Here is a 17,340-nt window from a genome sequence, read left to right on the forward strand (position 1 = left end):
CGAAACGGGACTTTCGAAAAACTTCGTGCTTAATAGAAATGGTCTTGTTCTCCAACGGATCAATCTCTATGTCAGCGGTACAGGGTCATTGGCGCGAAGTATCAGAGCAAAGTTTGCCGTCGGCAACTTTTTTAAATTCAGTTGTTAGAACTCCCAGCCAATTGCTGATCATTGTCGAACGCAAGGAAGACTGGGCTTCGTACTTCCCCAGCGAAGACATCATTACGGCGCAGGAGTACCTTGAACAAACGCGTGAAGGCGAGGCGGGCAAGCGCGTTCAGGTGATCAATCTGTGCCGCAGCTACAAGTATCTGGGTCATGGCTACTACTGCTCGCTCTTGGCTGAGGCCCGTGGCCACAAGGTCATTCCATCGGTACGTACGATCAGTGAGCTGACTAAAAAATCACTCTACGGACTGGCTTTGGATGATCTGGATAAAACGCTCGAAAAAGCGCTGAGTCATCATCTGTATAGCGATACCGAAGGCTTTACCCTGACACTTTATTTTGGCCGTACCCATATCGAACCATTGCAGGATTTGGCTCGTCAGTTGTTTGAAGTGTTTCCCTGTCCGATTCTGTTAGTTGAATTTCGCCGGCACAACGGTTGGCACATAGAGGGTATAAAGTCGGGTGTCTTGCACAAGTTGCGTGATGATCAGGAGGATCAATTCGCCAATGCGCTGGACAGCTTCAGTCGTAAAGTCTGGCGCGTGCCACGCTCGCGACATGTCGCCCGTTATGACTTGGCGATCCTGCATGATCCACAAGAGGCCTTACCTCCTTCCAACCGCAAAGCACTGGAAAACTTCGTGCGGGTCGGCAAGGGCATGGGTATCGATGTCGAACTGATCGAACGCAAGGATTATGCGCGTCTGGCCGAGTACGACGGTTTGCTGATCCGTGAAACCACCAGTGTCGACAACCATACCTACCGTTTTGCAAAAAAGGCTGAAAGCGAGGGGCTGGTGGTGATGGACGATCCGGCGTCGATCCTGCGCTGTACCAACAAGGTCTATCTGACCGATCTGCTCAACAGCCATCAGTTGGGCATGCCCGCCACCGAAATTCTCTACAAGGAGCGACCCGAGGACTTTGAGCGTGTCGGCGAACGTCTGGGCTTTCCGCTGGTTCTGAAGATTCCTGACGGCTGTTTTTCGCGTGGAGTGATCAAGGTCGAGAGCCAGCAGGCGCTGCTTGAAGCCACCGCCGAACTGTTCGAGCACTCGGTGCTGTTGCTGGCTCAGGAGTTTTTCTACACCGAGTACGACTGGCGTATTGGCGTACTCAACCGCAAGCCGATCTTTGCCTGCCAGTACTTCATGTCCAAGGGCCACTGGCAGATCTACAACCACAAAGCCAAGGGACAGGACATCAACGGTGAATGTCGCACCTTGGCGATCCATGAAGCGCCACGCGCAGTGGTCGAACTGGCGGTAAAGACTGCCAATCTGATCGGCGATGGACTCTACGGCGTCGACCTGAAACAGGCTGGCGATAAAGTCGTGGTGATCGAGGTCAACGACAATCCAAACCTCGACGCCGGCATCGAAGATGCTTACCTGCAGGACGATTTGTATTGCCTGGTGCTGGAAGAGTTCGTGCGCCGGCTGGAGCTGAAACGTCGCGGCCAGGCCTGGTGATCTACCGATGATCAACAGTTTTGCACTGAGCCACGGCGCGTTGCAGCGGGTTGAGCGACTGAACGCCGAAGTGATGCTGTTCAGCAATCCCGACGCGGCGGAGCGCGATCTGCTTCACAGTCAGTTCAAGGTCGATGAGCACGCACTGGCCTCGGCGCTGGACCCGGACGAAGTGTCGCGCATCGAGTTTCACCCGGATCATCTGTTCCTGATCTGGAAACGTCCGGAAAAATATTCCGGGGGAGGCAGCCTCGCCTTTGAGGTTTCGTCCTGCGGCCTGCTGTTCTCGCCGGGCCAGTTGCTGGTGATTGCCACCGATGACACGCCACTGCACGGCCTCGGCACCCGTCAGCGGTTAAACGCGCCACTGGATGTGTTGCTGGATGTGCTGTTCAACAACATTCATCACTACCTTGGCCACTTGAAGGTGATCAAACTGGTCGCTCGCGAGTTGCAGCAAAAATTCAATGCCTCAATGCAAAACCAGCATCTGGTGCAGATGTTCAACCTCAGCGAAAGCCTGATCTATTACATCAACGCCCTGCACAGCAATGGCGCAGTACTGACGCGGTTGCGCAATCATGCCGAGAAACAGCACTTCAGCAGCGAAGCGATCGGCCTGATTGACGACCTGATCATCGAGAACAACCAGTGCTACAAGCAGGCCGAAATCTATTCGACGGTGTTTTCCGGGCTGATTGATGCGCGCGGCAATCTGATGAACAACAGCATGAACAACCTGTTGCGCAAGCTGACGTTGATCAACGTGGTGTTTTTGCCGTTGAACCTGATTGCGAGTATCGGCGGCATGTCGGAATTCAGCATGATGACGGCCGGGACGCCTTGGTGGGTGTCGTATCCGCTGTTTCTGACGGTGATGCTGCTGGGGGCGGGCGGGATGTTGTTCGGCCTGCGGCGGCTGGCCAGATGATTATGTGCTGACTCAGAATGCCCTATCGCGAGCAGGCTCACTCCTACATTTGGAATGCAATCACCTGTAGGAGTGAGCCTGCTCGCGATAGCAATATCCGTAGCGCCAAATGCTCCTAATCAGCGCGCTTGCACCACATCCAGCCCTTTACGTCGCTCCCGTATCGCGCGCACCACCAGATACAACAACGGCCCAATCGAGACAAAAACCGCCGTCAGCAACAAATAAGGCAGCACCGACCAAATCGTCTGCCCGCGAGACCGTGCATCCTTGACCATCCATACCCCGGCCAACGTCGCCAGCAGGTACAAATCAATCACCACTTGCGCGGTATCCGGGCGCGACATCAGGCTGATGCCGAAGTCGATCAACGATTGTTCAGCCTGAAGCATCACCGAAACGGTGTAGCCGGTAAACGCGAGCAAAGCGGTGAGGGGCAGGGCGACAGACATCATGCATTCGTTCCTTGAGCTGATGAGCGGAATCGCCAGCCTACAGACGTCAGGCAAAATTGACCATTGACTTGCCAGCAACGCTCAAGCTAATTTCTGCCCATGACTTTTACCGTATTGCGTTGCCAGCCAAGCATTATTACCGCCATTCCTCATTTGGCGGGCTAGCTCACGACTGCAGCACCCAACCCGCCCTAGAGGCGGGTTTTTACTTTCTGTCTCCAGGGTTTTTGAAATGTGGCTCATGTAGGAGCTGCCGAAGGCTCGGGCAGCTCCTACAGGGACCGTGTGAAATTCTGCCAAGGAGATGTTCATGAGTTACACATACGATCAGCAAACCCTGCTTGAGCACTACGTGAAAAAGATCCTTGCTGCGCCGGTGTACGACCTCGCGGTGCGCACGCCTTTGCAAGCGGCGCCGGCGCTGTCGGAGGCGTTGGGCAACCGGATTCTGCTCAAGCGTGAAGACCTGCAACCGACGTTTTCCTTCAAGATACGCGGTGCCTACAACAAACTGGTGCAACTCAGTGAAGAACAGAAGGCGCGCGGAGTGATCACCGCCTCGGCCGGCAATCACGCGCAAGGCGTGGCGTTGGCAGCGCGCGAACTCGGGATTGCGGCGACCATCGTCATGCCAGCGACAACGCCGGAACTGAAAGTGCTGGGTGTGCGCAGTCGCGGCGCTGAAGCGTTACTCCACGGCGAGAGTTTCCCGTTCGCGCTGGCCCATGCGCTGCAACTGGCGGAACAAACCGGACGCACCTTCGTGTCACCGTTCGATGACCCGGATGTCATCGCCGGACAGGGCACGGTGGCCATGGAAATCCTCCGTCAGCACCAGAGCGCGCTGGACGCGATCTTCATCCCGGTAGGCGGTGGCGGCTTGATCGCCGGCATCGCGGCGTACATCAAATACCTGAGGCCGGAAGTGCGGATCATCGGCGTCGAATCCGAACACTCAGCGTGCCTGAAGGCCGCGCTCGAAGCCGATCAGCGCGTCGTGCTGCCCAATGTCGGCACTTTCGCCGATGGCGTGGCGGTAGCGCAGATTGGCGCGTTCGGGTTTGAGGTTTGCCGCTTCTGCGTCGACGAAGTGATCACCGTCAGCAACGACGACCTCTGCGCGGCGATCAAGAATATCTACGACGATACTCGCTCGATCACCGAACCTTCCGGCGCCCTGGCCGTTGCAGGGATCAAGCAATACGTAGCGCGAACCGGGGTGCGCGAGCAGACATTCGTGGCGATCGACTCGGGGGCCAATATCAACTTCGACAGCCTGCGCCATGTCGCCGAGCGCGCCGCGGTCTGCAGCGTCTCGGCGTGAGAGGTTTACGGCAGCAACGGGCGCAGGAAGCTGCGCTCATAGCTGACGATGAACTTCTTCTCGACCAGGCTGGCCACCAGTGCGGTGCTTTCCGGATCGGTCATCGCGATGTGCCGATAGCTCTCGTAATCCGCCAGTGACGGAAAACTGAACAGGCAATAAGCGATGTTGCTCGCGCCCTCGGACGGCAGAAAATAGCCGTGATGCGTGCCGCCCAAGCGCTCGACGATGCCGAGCCAGGCCTTGGCGTAGGCCTCGAATTCAGGTAATTGGTAGGGATCAATGACATATCGGACGTGGCAGGTAATCAAACGACGCACTCCTTGCTCGGGTTATTCCTGCAGGGCTGTACCGACTTTGTCCGACGCCGACCAGATGCGATATCGCACTTCGACATCCGACGGCGCATACACCACGACCGGCAACTTGCTGTTGTAACGCAGCATGAAACCGTCACCGACGACCGGCACGAACGCGCGTTTCTTCTGACTGCCGGGCGGGCAGGCCATCATCGTGCTCATCGGGCCGATGACTTTTTCCAGTCGATAGAACGGATAGCCCCAACCCTCAAGATTCTTCTCATCGAGAACGCCGCCCAAACGCTGGCGGTTGCAGTCCACTTCCAACGTTTTGCCGGCGAGAATTTCCACCTGGAAGTTGTCTTCCTGTTCTTGCTTGGGCAAGTGAATGACCTGGCGGGTGAACCCGGCTTCTGCCTTCGGGTACGGCGCGACGTCTTCAAGTTTGGCGGCGTGGGCGAGGGTGGACAGGCTGGCGATGAACAGCCCGGTGGTCGCGTAAACGCGGAAAGAACCCATGGAAGCCTCCGTGCGGGTGTAGGGTGGATAACCAGCATTCTTACCGTCATGGGCCGTGATTGCAAACCAGCGTCGAGTTGCAAATTGCAGTACCCGCCGAGGCCATTCTTGCAATTTGCAAGTAGCCAAATACTGGCCCCGCCGCCAAGTGCTTGATTTCATGAGGGTGAAAATGAACCGATGAAAGGCACGCTTTATGCGTCTTTTCAGTGCGGCGCACCGGCCTTGGGCGCCTACACTCCAATGGGCATTTCGCAGTACCACCGCTTGTAGCACCCAGGGAAACAGCGGGGACACACCCGTGCAGGGGCAGCAACGGTCAGCGTGAATACTTGATTGGCATCTCACAGTAAGGAGAGGGTTTCGCCATGTTTCTGTCTGCCTTGGAACTACGCAATATCATTGAAAGCAGTTTTCTGCCGAAACGCTGCCAGTGCACGCTGTCGCCGGACTTGTCGATGACCGTCAAGGTTTTCGGCGATCATCAGACCGATCAGGTCGATCTGCTGGTCAGTGGCATCGACGCCAGCCATCTCAATGGCTGTCGTGAAATCAACGAACTGATCGCCGGGCTGCGCTCGGATCTGAATCAGCAAACTGTGCAACATCACTACAGCCCACGCTCCAGAGTCGTTTAACGCACCGTTTCACCCAGTTCGACCGTCACGCGCCGGGCCTGCACAAAACCAAGGCCCAGCGCGAACTCGACCAGCACCGCGAGCAAAATCCCGGGGCCGGCATGACCGTTTAGCCATTCCGCGAAACCCAGCACCGCCAAACCAAAACAACCGACGATAAACCCGTTGCTCAGCGCATTGCGCCCCAGCGACGGCGGTGCATTGCGCACCAGATAAAACATCACCCCCAACGCCGCAAACAGCACCGCACTGCGCCGCGCGACAAACCCGGCAGCGTCGGAATACTCGATGCTCCAGATCGCCAGCAGCCTCTCCGGGAAAACGCCCCAAGCCAACGCCAGCAAGAAACACAACGAACACGTGAAGCCCGACAACGTGCGAAACGACAACTGCATGGCGAATCCTTGCGGCAGTGAGGAGGGCTCCGAGCATAACCGCCGAAACTCCCCACGCCTACCGCAAACCCGCAAATCAGACGTTTCTGTCAGTTCTGGAAGTTGCACGCGTCAGACAATTTCCGATAGCTGATTTCCTCAGGCTTACCGGCATTGTCGATGTACTTCATATCGGCCGTGACCACTTTGCACAGTTGCGTTGGTGGCTCGGTCAACGACACCACCTTGGCCACCTGCAGCGGCATGCCGTACTCATACGGTACGGCTTTGGATGTGGCAGAGGTGTCATTGGCCTGGGCCAGCCCGGCGAACGCAGTGCAGGCGAGGGCGGCGGTGAGCAATAAAGGACGAATGTTCATGAAAGGACTCCCGTGTGGCGGTTCTAGAGTTCGGCGTGACTCACCCGAACCTGCCGCACTGGGCGACAGCCGGAATGGCTGAGGGCGTGCGGTTCAGTAGAGTTTTTGACCACGGCGTTAAGGGATGGTTAACCAAGCTGAACGCCGGCTGTCAGGGAGTGGGGTGGTTTTCTTCGGGATGTTTGGCGAATTCCTACAAAGGCTGGTGCCTTGTCTGCTTTCGGCGGCTGGAGCGGGGCGGTTATTGTCGGTTGCCGCTGCAAAATCAGTGGTTCGGGTTTGGTCACCTGAGAAAAGTTCATTGCATATGTGCCATCATTTGCATCGCTCGGATTTCACGATCCGTGGAGTGCATTGCTATGGCGGCTGTGTGCAGGACGCCTTCGGGCGAGCTGAGTTTTGAACTGTTCTCGGTTGACCAAGCCTGTACACGGCCGCCTCCCACCGTTTGGTCACGGCTATGGCGGTTACCTTCTAATACAGTTGAGTAATCAGAATGCCGATAATTAAACTGCTACAAAACCGCTATCTCCCCCTCAGCAGCAACGTCACCGAAACCCCGACGCTGCTCATCGACACCCAAGCCAACCCGAAAGACATCCTCGAAGCCGCCGTCCAGCGCATCCGCGCCGCCGCTGACCTGCTCGAAACGCTGCATTGCCTATGCTTCAAACACGCCGACGTGCAGGACATCCCACACATCACCCATGCGCTTTACCTGCTGACGCAGGATGGCAATGATTTGCTGCAGGTTGCGCAGCAGCAGATGTTGAGTTGGAAGGCGTCGGTTTGATGAGAAATTGAAAGGACGCAGCCACGGGACGGAGTGAGAAACGACCCGTGTTTCAGCGTGGTAAGGATTCCGTTGAGTGATGACCCGGATCCAGCACCGTCGATGCCCACACCAACTCGATACGATTGTTTGGCAGAAAATAGACATGCAAAGTGTCATCGCCACGGTTTCGTGAAGGCAAGTGCACTTGCACTTCGTGTCTTTCGATCTTCATCCCCTGATCCTCTTGAGCTTTAGACATGCTCAGAATCCACGCAACTTTAACGGTGTTGCCATCGATACTCCAACAGCAGGTCACGCCTCCGTTACCGCCCCAGTGATCATTTACCCAATAGCTGCCGATGGGACGATCGGTGTAGTTATGGGATGTAAGGGCAGCACCGGGCGTACGAACACGGTCATGAATTAGAGATGTCACAAAAGCGGCCACCAGCACTGTCGCACAGATCAATATCTTCGAGCGACTGGACATGGGCGTCTGACTGAATCGCATATTCTTACTGCGCCTCACTGCTTTCCGAAACAGCTTTGGTTGGTCGGGGTTCAAATGGGCTAAACAAGTCAGGACTCCATCCGAGCCGTACTTTATTACCCGGATCAAAGCGCACATGCAGGTACTGATCGTGTGGGCCACGCTGGGGAAGCGAAAGCTGAACTTCATGGCGCTCTTCTACCGCGCCCTGTATTTGCTGCTGTTTGGTCATGTCCAATATCCAGGTGACTTTGACTGTGTCTCCCTCAAATTTGGAGCAGCACATTATTCCACCGCCGCCGTTGGCAAAAAGGTTCCCACCCCAAAATCCATTGACCCAGAAACTGAAAATCGGTCGTTCCATATGGTTTTCCGAAGTCACCATTGCACCTGGCGTGCGGAACAGTGCGAGGATTTTAGGGGTGGCGTAGCTAAGCAGCAAAGCCAGTACAGCCAGGGCTATTCGCCTTCTTCGCCATGTTCGTTTTCGACGTGCGTCCGCAGCAATATCTATCAAAGACTAAAATTCCAAGGTAAGAGGTTACATTCCGGCTTTATGCCTGGAGAGAACTTCACCGATCGCGAAGTGATGAGTCACACTTCAATTTTTCCTGGATTAGAATCAAGAGGTTTTTTTAACTTGGATGCAGTGCACTTTGATGCGGTCGTACTGGCTTCGCGACCGGTGAAACTGAGGGCTTGCAGGTCGGCGTTGGCGCCTTCGAACGTGAGGGTAATGTGTGTTGCGTTGGCGTCCAGCATGCCTTGAATTTCGTCCGTTGAATAAGCAGGGGGCGGATGTTGCAGGATAAAGCTACCGCCTTCAAGGCGCGTAATCTGATGAAAAGGAAGAAACTCTAGCTTGTCCCTTTTTTACTCACCAAGAGCCATACGGCACTCCAAATTTATCTATATATGCCTTGGAAACATCTGAAAGTGAATCGTACTGACCGTCGGATTGGCCTTCGTACGGACCTCGGGGGTCAACTTCAGCCTTGATTCTTGCGATCTCGATTGGCGTCATACAAGGCCCACCAACCCAGATTTTAGCGATACCACCGGGTACTAGCCGCACGGCAATTGATTGACGATAACCAGTGATCCACTTTCCGTCAGCTGCGCAAAATGCTTTTTCTTCTTTGCGCATCAGCTCTCTAGTTGATTCAGATATATCAATTTCCATTATGTAGGTCTGGGGCTCTACTAGCGACTGCCACCGTACGAAGATTTTTTTCGGCAAGTGTGCGCCTGTCACATATTTGCCGCTTCCAATACCGATTCTCTTCGGCCAGCCGTGTGGGTCGCCGGAATTGTTGGGGGGCGTTTGTAATGAGGCCACTCCGCTCATTGCCCGTCTGAAAACCTGGCCTTGAACATCGATTACATCCGCTGTCTCTATCCAGACTTCCATGTAATCGGGGGTGGAAAAACCCAGATGCCATGATTTATAAGGCAACGGTTCGCTATTGACAGAGGCGCAACTGCTAATCAGCAGGGCCGTAAAAATGATGTGTATAAATTTATTCATTTGGATGGGACGTCATTTTCAACGGCCAGTTCGCGCATGATGCGGAAGTAGATCAAGGATAAATCGCTCCTAACTTCACGCTGGCTACTGACTGCGGCATAAGCGCGTTTCATTTTTTTTCTGCTGTCATTCTCGGCGCCTTGAGATGGCACTTCCCATGGTCTTATTTCTAGCGAAATAGAGTATTGGGCAAGCTGGTCCTGGAAACGCTTCAGATCTTGCTTTGCAAGTTTGGCGATACCGACGTACGCCGCTGGCGACGCGCAGCCAGCAGGTGGTTTTGTCGTTGGACTGACCTTAGCGATCCCAATGGAATTGTACTTTGATCCGGCCGTATTGGTCGCAGTGAATTTCCTCACACGCAGGCCCGGTGACGATCGCGGTCTGGTTGCCGAGGACTTTGTTCCATCGTACTGTTAGCCCTCAGCATCGTTAATTCATAGATCAAGCCGGCACTCTTACATCACCAAGAGCCATACGGCACGCCGAACGTCTCGACGTATTCTTTGGAATTCTCTGAAAGCGAATCGTATCGACCACCCGATTTACCTTCGTATGGCCCACGTGGGTCAACCTCGGCCTTCACTTGCGTGACCTCGATTGGTGTCAGACATGGGCCAAGCACCCAAACTTTTGCGATGCCACCCGGCGCGAGACCGATTGTAATTGCTTTTCTGTAACCCGTCGTCCACTTACCTGTAGCTTCGCAATAAGTTTTTTCAGCTGTACGCATAATTTCTCGGGTTGATTCAGGTATATCGATTCCGACTTGGTAAGTCTGCGGCTCCGCCAATGATTGCCAACGTACAAAAATCTTTTTTGGTAAATCTGCACCGGTAACGTACTTGCCTTTTCCCCAGCCCGATCTTTTTGGCCAGCCCTTTGGGTCGCCCGCATTATTTTTAGGAGTCTGAATAGCGGAAACTCCGCTCATTGCCCGTCGATATACCTGCCCCTGCATATCGATGACATCTGCAGTTTCAACCCAAACTTCCATGTAGTCAGGAGCTGAAAAACCTAAGCGCCAAGCGTCATATGGCAACGAACCTGCGTTTGCAAAGGTTGATCCCACCAACAACATGGCGGCAAGCAGGAAGCGAGTAAAACTACTCATTTGTATGAACCGTCCGAAGCAGGTTGTCATTAGGGCGATTAATGAACAGTATGCCAAGATCACTGTTGTTTAGTCCCTTCGCAGCATTCCAGTTGTCAGATAGATGAACATAATGCTGAAACAGCAGTTGTTCTTGTTGCAGGGTCAGGCCAATTGTTTTGCTCTTGCCCAATGCGTATGCCATTAATTTTTCAGAAATCTCATCTAGTTCCGTTGGTAGAGCAAGTCTCGGATCGTTAGCAGAAATTTCCCCGAACGGGACGTCATTCTCGACAGCCAGCTCACGCATAATCCGCAGATAGACCAATGACAGTTCACTACGCACTTCGCGTTGGCTGCTTACTGCCGCATAGACATGCTTTTTCGGGGTTCGATCATCTCTGTCCATGCTGTTAAAATTTACCTTCCACGTCCAAAGTTCGAGAGACAAATCGTACTGAGCCATCTGATCTTGGATGCGGCGAAGATCCTGCTGTGCGAGTTTCTAACTATTAGCTTCGGTCGCCATTGATCTCCGCTCGACGTCGCTTCGACGTGGCTTACTAATCAGCACTTTTTCAGTAGCTTTTGGTAGATACCCCCCACCTAAATCAGAGTGAACGCCGGGCAGAATTATGTCTGCGGCCCCTGCGCTATTTAACGAAAAGTTATACCTACGCTCGTTTTTAGCGACAAGGTGCACAATTTTTTTGGCAATATCTGGTCCTAAGGCAATATTGATACCTGGATTCCACGAGCCCTTAGCGGTTCCAGTGGAATTGTACTTTGATGCGGCCGTACTGGCTTCGCGACGGGTGAAGCTGAGTGCTTGCAGGTCGGCGTTGGCGCCTTCGAGCGTGAGGGTAATGTGGGCTGCGTTGGCGTACAGCATGCCTTGAATTTCGTCCGTTGAATAAGCAGGGGGCGGATGTTGCAAGATAAAGCTACCGCCTTCAAGGCGCGGAATCTGATGAAAAGGAAGAAACTCTAGCTTGTCCCTTTTTTACTCACCAAGAGCCATACGGCACTCCAAATTTATCTACATATGCCTTGGAAACATCTGAAAGTGAATCGTACTGACCATCGGATTTTCCCTCATAAGGTCCACGTGGGGCGATTTCGGCTTGAACTCTCGCAACCTCTACAGGAGGTAGACAAGAACCAAGTACCCAAACTTTAACTATTCCACCCGGGGCAAGTCCTATTGCAAGTGCATCTCGATATTCTGAGATCTCTTTGCCGTCGAAGGCACAGTAAACAGTTTCCTCTTTGCGCATCAATTCACGGGCCGATTCAGGCACATCAATAGCGACTTGGTAAGTCTGTGGCTCAACTAAGGACTGCCAACGAACGTGAAGTTTTTTGGGAAGGTCTGCACCAGTTACGTATTTTCCCTTACCTCGCCCGGTTTTTTTTGGCCAACCTCTTGGATGGCCGGAATTGTTAGCTGGTGTTTGGATTGCGGAGACACCACTCATAGCCCTCCGATAGACTTGCCCCTTTGAATCGATTACATCCGCCGTTTCGATCCAGACCTCCATATAGTTTGGCGCCAAGAATCCGAGATACCAAGCTTCATAGGGTAAAGAACCGCTATTGGAAGAGGTACAACTGCTAATTAGCACGGCTGCAGTAATGCAGCGTGTAAATCTACTTATTGCCGTTAGCAAATAACACCTTCATGCGGATCTCCCCGAAAATCACTTGCTTTATCAGCTAATGCCGGACGAACCTTATCTTTTCAGGTTGCCGGCAGCCCTGCGAAGAGAACGTTTGATAAGTCTTTTGTCTCTAATGAAGCCGAGGGTTGATAAATCTGCCCTCGGCCGCCAATTTTTTTATTGATTCGACAAGGTTCAAGCCGTAACTGTCATTGACCCCTGCGGAATTTGGGCGACTCGAATAACGGCTTGGTTTTCCTTATGATCGCTCCACCGCTCAATTTGAGCTTTCAGATCCGGCAACTCTGCTCGGTCTCCGTAAACGTCGGAAAGCTCCAGGGTTGTTTTTTCCAACAAATCAATGTTGTTCAAAGTGGTCTTGATGTTTTCGAGTTCTTTTTCATTGTGGCTCACAGCTAAGGCGATTTCCTTCTGGCGGGACTGGAGATCAGACATCGTGGATCTTCGTTGAATGGCTGTCGCGCGATCCTGAGGTCTACTTTCAATTGATCCACCCGGAAACTCAGCTTGCTGGGCTGCCTGCCACTTTTTTAATTCGGTTCGGTAGAACTCCATTTGAGTGCGCAAGTTGAGCGCCTCTCGCGGAGTAACAATTTTTCCACCACTTGCCTGTGTGTCTTGCCAGCGACGCAATGTTGCCCAACAGGCAGGAATGTACCCGCCTAGCATCGTATGATCGGCGCCGTTCATTACTTGGACGCCAAAATTGCTACGTTCCGGAGTGTCATTGTTTTCAATGTTCGCATAACAAAGCTGCGTCATTGCAGACTCTTCATATCCTTCGCAACCGGGGGTCCAGAGGACTGCTGAAATCTGATTGCCTGGAAGCCTCAGTGGGGTGAAATAACGCTGCATGCCATGATGGCGATAGGGCTTCCCGCCAAACCGATTCAATCCTGCACCGAAAACAATGCCCCCCACAATCGGGGCGACCCCTCCTGTGACAGTGGCAGCGACTCCGGTAACCCAGACTGCTTGCTTTGTATCCATCCACGCCGCGGGCACGCTGGGTACCGGATCATTGTTGTTTACGATGCGATGATGAACGAGAGTTTTAGCTTTTTCGACAAAATCTGCGTCACCTGCTCTAGGCGACCCAAAGGTGTAAAGAATCACTTGTTCATCATAGTTTTGACGTATCCATTCAGCTAGCAAGAGCGCGATCGCCCCCCCGAGGCTGTGGCCACAAACCACAACGCGCTGGCCGTTTGTAAGAAATCTTTCGAGATATTTGGTTATAAAAGGTTGTAATACGACGTAGGCTTCATGAAATCCTTTGTGAGCCTTACCGATTCCATCTTTAACCGGGACTTGTTCTGCATCTCCATCGCGCAAAGCATCCCACTTTTCCGCTGTTCCCCGTATTGCTATCAAAATCATACGGTCGTCATGGGTAGCGTAGGCTTGAGTGTCAGTCTTTTTTGAGTCCAATGAATACCCGCGCGCATCATTGAAAAAATGAATTTCGGACGGAGTTTCCTGTTCGCTGGAATTTACATAGAGTTTTGGATCGTAAGGAATGATTTCCAGTCGTTTTGAGTAGGGGACGTCTTCAACAACTGGATAGTTCACAGTTTTAGCATCGGCGTAACGCATTGGTTCCTGATGGCAAGCCAAGCAGGTTTGCAGTACATGCCCAACTGTTCCGACCGTAGGGAATGATATTTCTTCTCCAGGCTTTCTTGGTTTTGAGTCTTCTGAATTTTCAGGTGCATTCGGATTTTCAGGGGTTTGCCCAAAATCGCCATAACTTAGCGTTGCAAATAACGAGAGATTGTAAAGATTCACTGCGCTAAAAGTCGGTGCCAAAGAAATTAATGGTCTGAAAGCCCTTAATGCACGTACTTCTAGCACGTAATGTTTATCTGGTAGAAGCGCCGTTCCATAATCTGGAACTTTTCCCTTGCCAAAATCACAGGCTAATTTCGTCCAGCCATAAGGAACAGGTTTGGATAATTTTGCGGGTGCGGGCAAATGGCGTTTGTGCTCTACAAGTTGGCGGACTTCTACGTTGTAATATTCGGCCTTTTCCGAGGAGGCTCTATAAGCGCCGCTTTTAGCGGTGCTACCGATGGGGCGATGTAAGGTTTTTTCAGCCGCGACCTGAAAGTCCGTCAGAGGGATTGCATAGTCTTGTCGGTCGACGAGGCTTTCATACCAGGTGTCTCCCCCAGAATATGATTTTGCCAAGGTTAAAGTTACTGGGCCTTGGTAATTGTTGGTGACCTTAGCGTATCCGTCACTGTCCAGGTTACCATCGTATTTTTGCCCCTCAGCGTCGGTCAATTCATACCTTAAACCCCCGTATGGCTTGCCGTCACCAAACTCATCAACCAATCTGAAGCTTATCCAACTGCCACGGGCGGGGCAGACGCTTTTGTCACACAGGAATGGGTCCGTCATCGGGAATGTCCTTATTCGGTGCAAGCCGGATATACCGTACACTCGCGGTCGTTCATTTTGAATTTTTTGAAAGTAGGAGGACTTTGGCACCTATTTGATGTTGCGCTGCCCTGACAAGGCTTCCAGCCTTTGGTAGTTTTAATCCAGCGATTATTCATGCTGGGTACTTCGTCCTTTGACAGGCGGAAGGTGAATTTTATGTTTTTGCCGTTAAGACTTGATCGTTGAAGTGTGCCGCCCGGTTTGCTTCGTTCAAAATTGACGGATGACACGTGCCAGTTTGCATCCGCCCCGCTACAGGATAATATCTTGGAAATTCCGTTCTTTTCGATTCTTGCAACGCTGAGTTGAAACATCCAAGTGCACAGGCCTCTGAATTCAAAGTTATCAGTTAAAGGCGGCGCTGGATCTCCCGTAGTGTTTCCTGTTACAGAGATTCCTCCGATATCTCCGCCGATATCCAGTGAAGAAGCACCGTAGCGGCCGTCAATAGCCATACTTACTCGAGTCAATTCCATCTTGCATCCGGCTATGCTATAGCTGAGCGGAATATTGAAGCTGGCGGTTTGCTCTGTGTCTTTTACATCAATTTGATCTGTTTTTTGATGCCGCCGAGTTACGTTGCCTCCCAAACCCGCTGAATAGGTTTGGCAATCCTGACCAGCTAGCGGTGAGTATTGTGACTTGGCTGTCAGGCTAAAGTTGGCTGGGGACGTTGCCACCAGAGTAAAAGAATCGCTCCCGTAGTGGCTGGAAATGTCTGCGATACTGCTTTTAGCAATTTCGCCGGCAGAGGTGCAGGCGCCGATTAAAGGAAGTGTCAAGAGCAGCAGAGATTTCACATTGAATGAAAAAATTGATTTACTCATTATTGCTTCCCGAAAAAACGTTTTAAACATAACTAAAATGGATTGCTAATTTCAATTGAATACTCGTTGGCATCTAGCGAAATGCTCCTGAGGTGTTTCTGTAGGCAAAGGTTCCCAAGCTATATCTTGCATACACTGCTCTGACAGCCGCCGGCTCAACATCAACTCGCGATGTTCTGGTAATTGCCAACTCCAGGCGTCCAGCAAGTCCATCTGATCCTCCAGCCACTCACTGACAACCCGTGTTTCGGCCAGAGCGGCGGCAGCATCGACGTGGTAGGTCATCAACCACCTTTTCAGGTTTTCGCGCAGGATGCTTCGAGCCTGTTCGCCTGATTCGGGATTGCGCAACCAAGGCTCTGGATTTGGGACTGGGTACAAACCGGGCATGCTGTTATCCGCGCTTTGCCATTGATCCTCATCCCAATACAGCACACTGCGGATGGGCCCAAGAAGTAGCGGCCATTCGCTTTCCTTCATATTGACGAGGCAACGGGCGAGGACGCGGTTATCCTGGAAACGAAACAGAGAGCGATCACCGTCTTCGTCGATGACCATGCGTGCGATCCAATGCTGCGTCAGGATGTCGAGGTCAGGTTTTTCCATGCTGCCGATCCAGCCCCAGTTGCGCTGTGGGTCATCAAGCAGTTTGCGAAACTCTTCATTGCCTGGGTTATGTAGTTCGGCCAGCCATGGGCTGATGGCAGCGAACTGAGCGAACTCGGTCCGGCGGTAGAGTTGCACAGAGCGTTGCATAGCGCCGGTGCTGTATAGCGGCGTGACCGGATTGGGCTCGGCGAGACTGTCGATTACCAGAATAAGTACGCGATTGAGTCGGGACTGCTCACCCAGCCAGTTGTTAAGTGCATCGCTCATGCGGTGGCTCCCAGATCACATTTACCTTCGCGGCATGCCTCGCAGATCGGGCATCGCGTGTTACCCGCCGCGCGAGCCGCCTTGGCCATGGCCATTTGGACTACGGCAGGGACGAGAAGGGCGCCGGCCTTGTCTTTCGCGGCAGCCCATGGAATGACGGGTTCGAGAATAGCGATCCCCGTACCCGCACCCGGTGAGCCGCCGGAGTTGGTCTTCACCTCGGCACCACTGATGGTCACTCCGCCGGCATCCACCTTCACAAAACTCCCACCAGCCTTGGCCGTGAGCTCCATCGCGCCTTCAACCACAACCTTCTCGCCAGCGTGATAGTGAATCTCGGTCCCCGCCTCAACAAACTGCGCAGTACCGACCTTCAGATGCTGCGTCACACCCACCGTCAGGTGATCATCCGCACGCATCTCGCTAATTCGATCCAGATGCGTAATCCGGTGCTCTTCAACCTTGAACTCGCTCAGCGTATTGGCTTCAACGGTGTCATGCCGTTCGTTGCCCACCCGAATCTTCTGGTCGTGCTCGATGTTCTCATCCCAATCGCGCTGGGCGTGGATGTAGATCTGCTCGACGCCTTTCTTGTCTTCAATCCGGAATTCGTTGTAGCCCTTGCCGCCCGGTGAGCTGAGGGTTTTGAAGGTGCTGCGGGTTTTGTTTGCCGGCAGGTCGTAGGGGACGACGTTTTCCTTGTGGTACAGGCAGCCGGTTACGAGTGGCTGATCGGGATCGCCTTCGAGGAAGGTGACGAGCACTTCCATGCCGATGCGCGGGATGGCGATGCCGCCGTACGCCGCGCCGGCCCAGCCGCTGGCGACGCGCATCCAGCAGGTGGTTTTGTCGTTGGACTGACCTTCGCGGTCCCAGTGGAATTGCACTTTGATGCGGCCGTATTGGTCGCAGTGGATTTCATCGCCTGCGGGGCCGGTGACCACAGCGGTCTGGCTGCCGAGCACTTTCGGTTTCGGGTGTTCGAGGGCAGGGCGGTAGTGCGCGTCCCACGGGGTGGCGAGGAAGCTGTTGCGGTAGCCCTGGTGGAAATCGCTTTTGTG

Annotated in this window: 21 protein-coding genes and 2 pseudogenes; 5 read left to right on the forward strand and 18 right to left on the reverse strand. The window is 53.2% G+C overall.

All coding sequences use genetic code 11. The features are described from left to right. The first annotated feature begins 68 nt into the window (after positions 1 to 68). A complete protein-coding gene (locus CQ009_RS19270; RefSeq protein WP_105708206.1) occupies positions 69 to 1,643 on the forward strand; it encodes a RimK family protein in 1,575 nt (524 codons plus the stop codon). Between the two features lie 7 nt (positions 1,644 to 1,650). Beyond that, positions 1,651 to 2,574: a magnesium transporter CorA family protein gene (locus tag CQ009_RS19275; protein ID WP_105708208.1), complete on the forward strand. Its 924-nt coding sequence runs from the start codon at positions 1,651 to 1,653 to the stop codon at positions 2,572 to 2,574. A 119-nt stretch (positions 2,575 to 2,693) separates the two neighbouring features. Here the strand turns inward: CQ009_RS19275 and CQ009_RS19280 are convergent, their stop codons facing one another. Further along, positions 2,694 to 3,029 (reverse strand): DUF2834 domain-containing protein, encoded by a 336-nt coding sequence (locus CQ009_RS19280; RefSeq protein WP_064391151.1) that lies wholly within the window; start codon positions 3,027 to 3,029, stop codon positions 2,694 to 2,696. Between the two features lie 304 nt (positions 3,030 to 3,333). On the opposite strand from CQ009_RS19280, the pseudogene ilvA reads away from it, so the two are divergent. Next, positions 3,334 to 4,329, forward strand: a pseudogene (ilvA, locus tag CQ009_RS19285) (threonine ammonia-lyase, biosynthetic); the annotation flags it as partial. Between the two features lie 29 nt (positions 4,330 to 4,358). Here the strand turns inward: ilvA and CQ009_RS19290 are convergent. Further along, positions 4,359 to 4,664, reverse strand: coding sequence for an NIPSNAP family protein (locus CQ009_RS19290; RefSeq protein ID WP_064362707.1), 306 nt, complete (start codon positions 4,662 to 4,664; stop codon positions 4,359 to 4,361). Positions 4,665 to 4,685: 21 nt separating this feature from the next. Further along, positions 4,686 to 5,171, reverse strand: a complete 486-nt coding sequence (gene eco, locus CQ009_RS19295) for a serine protease inhibitor ecotin (RefSeq protein ID WP_064391153.1) — start codon at positions 5,169 to 5,171, stop codon at positions 4,686 to 4,688. Positions 5,172 to 5,539: 368 nt separating this feature from the next. On the opposite strand from eco, the gene CQ009_RS19300 reads away from it, so the two are divergent. Then, positions 5,540 to 5,809: a DUF1652 domain-containing protein gene (locus tag CQ009_RS19300; protein WP_007912157.1), complete on the forward strand. Its 270-nt coding sequence runs from the start codon at positions 5,540 to 5,542 to the stop codon at positions 5,807 to 5,809. On the opposite strand, the gene CQ009_RS19305 is transcribed toward CQ009_RS19300, so the two are convergent. Together CQ009_RS19305 and CQ009_RS19310 are read right to left on the reverse strand one after the other, a co-directional pair. Then, on the reverse strand, positions 5,806 to 6,204 hold the full coding sequence (locus CQ009_RS19305; protein WP_026000451.1) for a hypothetical protein: 399 nt from the start codon (positions 6,202 to 6,204) through the stop codon (positions 5,806 to 5,808). The two genes, CQ009_RS19300 and CQ009_RS19305, sit on opposite strands and share 4 nt — an antisense overlap. A gap of 89 nt (positions 6,205 to 6,293) precedes the next feature. After that, on the reverse strand, positions 6,294 to 6,563 hold the full coding sequence (locus CQ009_RS19310; RefSeq protein ID WP_105708212.1) for a DUF2790 domain-containing protein: 270 nt from the start codon (positions 6,561 to 6,563) through the stop codon (positions 6,294 to 6,296). Positions 6,564 to 7,059: 496 nt separating this feature from the next. On the opposite strand from CQ009_RS19310, the gene CQ009_RS19320 reads away from it, so the two are divergent. Further along, positions 7,060 to 7,356, forward strand: a complete 297-nt coding sequence (locus CQ009_RS19320) for a hypothetical protein (RefSeq protein WP_064391155.1) — start codon at positions 7,060 to 7,062, stop codon at positions 7,354 to 7,356. Positions 7,357 to 7,408: 52 nt separating this feature from the next. On the opposite strand, the gene CQ009_RS19325 is transcribed toward CQ009_RS19320, so the two are convergent. From CQ009_RS19325 to tssI, 13 genes and pseudogenes are all read right to left on the reverse strand, one after another. Then, a complete protein-coding gene (locus CQ009_RS19325; RefSeq protein WP_224790859.1) occupies positions 7,409 to 7,828 on the reverse strand; it encodes a DUF3304 domain-containing protein in 420 nt (139 codons plus the stop codon). 25 nt (positions 7,829 to 7,853) lie between these two features. Beyond that, entirely contained in the window at positions 7,854 to 8,192 is a 339-nt protein-coding gene (locus tag CQ009_RS19330; protein WP_241091077.1) for a DUF3304 domain-containing protein, read from the reverse strand. A gap of 230 nt (positions 8,193 to 8,422) precedes the next feature. Next, positions 8,423 to 8,590, reverse strand: coding sequence for a hypothetical protein (locus tag CQ009_RS29970; protein ID WP_158260947.1), 168 nt, complete (start codon positions 8,588 to 8,590; stop codon positions 8,423 to 8,425). 115 nt (positions 8,591 to 8,705) lie between these two features. Further along, the gene (locus CQ009_RS19335) at positions 8,706 to 9,356 is read right to left on the reverse strand and encodes a DUF2931 family protein (RefSeq protein WP_105708216.1); all 651 of its coding nucleotides are present in this window, start codon (positions 9,354 to 9,356) and stop codon (positions 8,706 to 8,708) included. 300 nt (positions 9,357 to 9,656) lie between these two features. Further along, positions 9,657 to 9,758 (reverse strand): annotated as a pseudogene (locus tag CQ009_RS30490) (hypothetical protein); the annotation flags it as partial. A gap of 61 nt (positions 9,759 to 9,819) precedes the next feature. Then, positions 9,820 to 10,470, reverse strand: coding sequence for a DUF2931 family protein (locus CQ009_RS19345; protein ID WP_105708218.1), 651 nt, complete (start codon positions 10,468 to 10,470; stop codon positions 9,820 to 9,822). Next, on the reverse strand, positions 10,463 to 10,858 hold the full coding sequence (locus tag CQ009_RS29975; protein ID WP_158260948.1) for a hypothetical protein: 396 nt from the start codon (positions 10,856 to 10,858) through the stop codon (positions 10,463 to 10,465). The genes CQ009_RS19345 and CQ009_RS29975 overlap by 8 nt, the downstream gene beginning before the upstream one ends. Positions 10,859 to 10,954: 96 nt before the next feature. Continuing rightward, entirely contained in the window at positions 10,955 to 11,341 is a 387-nt protein-coding gene (locus tag CQ009_RS29980; RefSeq protein ID WP_158260949.1) for a hypothetical protein, read from the reverse strand. A 115-nt stretch (positions 11,342 to 11,456) separates the two neighbouring features. Next, the gene (locus CQ009_RS19355) at positions 11,457 to 12,074 is read right to left on the reverse strand and encodes a DUF2931 family protein (RefSeq protein WP_371920178.1); all 618 of its coding nucleotides are present in this window, start codon (positions 12,072 to 12,074) and stop codon (positions 11,457 to 11,459) included. Between the two features lie 231 nt (positions 12,075 to 12,305). Further along, on the reverse strand, positions 12,306 to 14,534 hold the full coding sequence (locus tag CQ009_RS19360; RefSeq protein ID WP_105708220.1) for a lipase family protein: 2,229 nt from the start codon (positions 14,532 to 14,534) through the stop codon (positions 12,306 to 12,308). Between the two features lie 11 nt (positions 14,535 to 14,545). Further along, positions 14,546 to 15,403 carry a hypothetical protein gene (locus CQ009_RS29860; protein WP_146117555.1) on the reverse strand — a complete coding sequence of 286 codons (858 nt, stop codon included), beginning with the start codon at positions 15,401 to 15,403 and terminating at the stop codon, positions 14,546 to 14,548. A 51-nt stretch (positions 15,404 to 15,454) separates the two neighbouring features. After that, positions 15,455 to 16,279, reverse strand: a complete 825-nt coding sequence (locus CQ009_RS19365) for a DUF4123 domain-containing protein (protein WP_105708222.1) — start codon at positions 16,277 to 16,279, stop codon at positions 15,455 to 15,457. Beyond that, a partial coding sequence (tssI, locus tag CQ009_RS19370; protein WP_146117557.1) for a type VI secretion system tip protein TssI/VgrG occupies positions 16,276 to 17,340 on the reverse strand: 1,065 nt, incomplete at its 5' end. The genes tssI and CQ009_RS19365, both read right to left, overlap by 4 nt.

The sequence above is a fragment of the Pseudomonas sp. MYb2 genome (assembly GCF_002979955.1).
GTDB lineage: Bacteria > Pseudomonadota > Gammaproteobacteria > Pseudomonadales > Pseudomonadaceae > Aquipseudomonas.

Coding starts and splice junctions, on each gene's coding strand:
- CQ009_RS19270 (WP_105708206.1), top strand. CDS start 69: ATGTCAGCGGTACAGGGTCATTGGCGCGAAGTATCAGAGCAAAGTTTG.
- CQ009_RS19275 (WP_105708208.1), top strand. CDS start 1,651: ATGATCAACAGTTTTGCACTGAGCCACGGCGCGTTGCAGCGGGTTGAG.
- CQ009_RS19280 (WP_064391151.1), bottom strand. CDS start 3,029: ATGATGTCTGTCGCCCTGCCCCTCACCGCTTTGCTCGCGTTTACCGGC.
- eco (WP_064391153.1), bottom strand. CDS start 5,171: ATGGGTTCTTTCCGCGTTTACGCGACCACCGGGCTGTTCATCGCCAGC.
- CQ009_RS19300 (WP_007912157.1), top strand. CDS start 5,540: ATGTTTCTGTCTGCCTTGGAACTACGCAATATCATTGAAAGCAGTTTT.
- CQ009_RS19305 (WP_026000451.1), bottom strand. CDS start 6,204: ATGCAGTTGTCGTTTCGCACGTTGTCGGGCTTCACGTGTTCGTTGTGT.
- CQ009_RS19310 (WP_105708212.1), bottom strand. CDS start 6,563: ATGAACATTCGTCCTTTATTGCTCACCGCCGCCCTCGCCTGCACTGCG.
- CQ009_RS19320 (WP_064391155.1), top strand. CDS start 7,060: ATGCCGATAATTAAACTGCTACAAAACCGCTATCTCCCCCTCAGCAGC.
- CQ009_RS19325 (WP_224790859.1), bottom strand. CDS start 7,828: ATGTCCAGTCGCTCGAAGATATTGATCTGTGCGACAGTGCTGGTGGCC.
- CQ009_RS19330 (WP_241091077.1), bottom strand. CDS start 8,192: ATGGAACGACCGATTTTCAGTTTCTGGGTCAATGGATTTTGGGGTGGG.
- CQ009_RS29970 (WP_158260947.1), bottom strand. CDS start 8,590: ATGCTGGACGCCAACGCAACACACATTACCCTCACGTTCGAAGGCGCC.
- CQ009_RS19335 (WP_105708216.1), bottom strand. CDS start 9,356: ATGAATAAATTTATACACATCATTTTTACGGCCCTGCTGATTAGCAGT.
- CQ009_RS19345 (WP_105708218.1), bottom strand. CDS start 10,470: ATGAGTAGTTTTACTCGCTTCCTGCTTGCCGCCATGTTGTTGGTGGGA.
- CQ009_RS29975 (WP_158260948.1), bottom strand. CDS start 10,858: ATGGACAGAGATGATCGAACCCCGAAAAAGCATGTCTATGCGGCAGTA.
- CQ009_RS29980 (WP_158260949.1), bottom strand. CDS start 11,341: ATGCTGTACGCCAACGCAGCCCACATTACCCTCACGCTCGAAGGCGCC.
- CQ009_RS19360 (WP_105708220.1), bottom strand. CDS start 14,534: ATGACGGACCCATTCCTGTGTGACAAAAGCGTCTGCCCCGCCCGTGGC.
- CQ009_RS29860 (WP_146117555.1), bottom strand. CDS start 15,403: ATGAGTAAATCAATTTTTTCATTCAATGTGAAATCTCTGCTGCTCTTG.
- CQ009_RS19365 (WP_105708222.1), bottom strand. CDS start 16,279: ATGAGCGATGCACTTAACAACTGGCTGGGTGAGCAGTCCCGACTCAAT.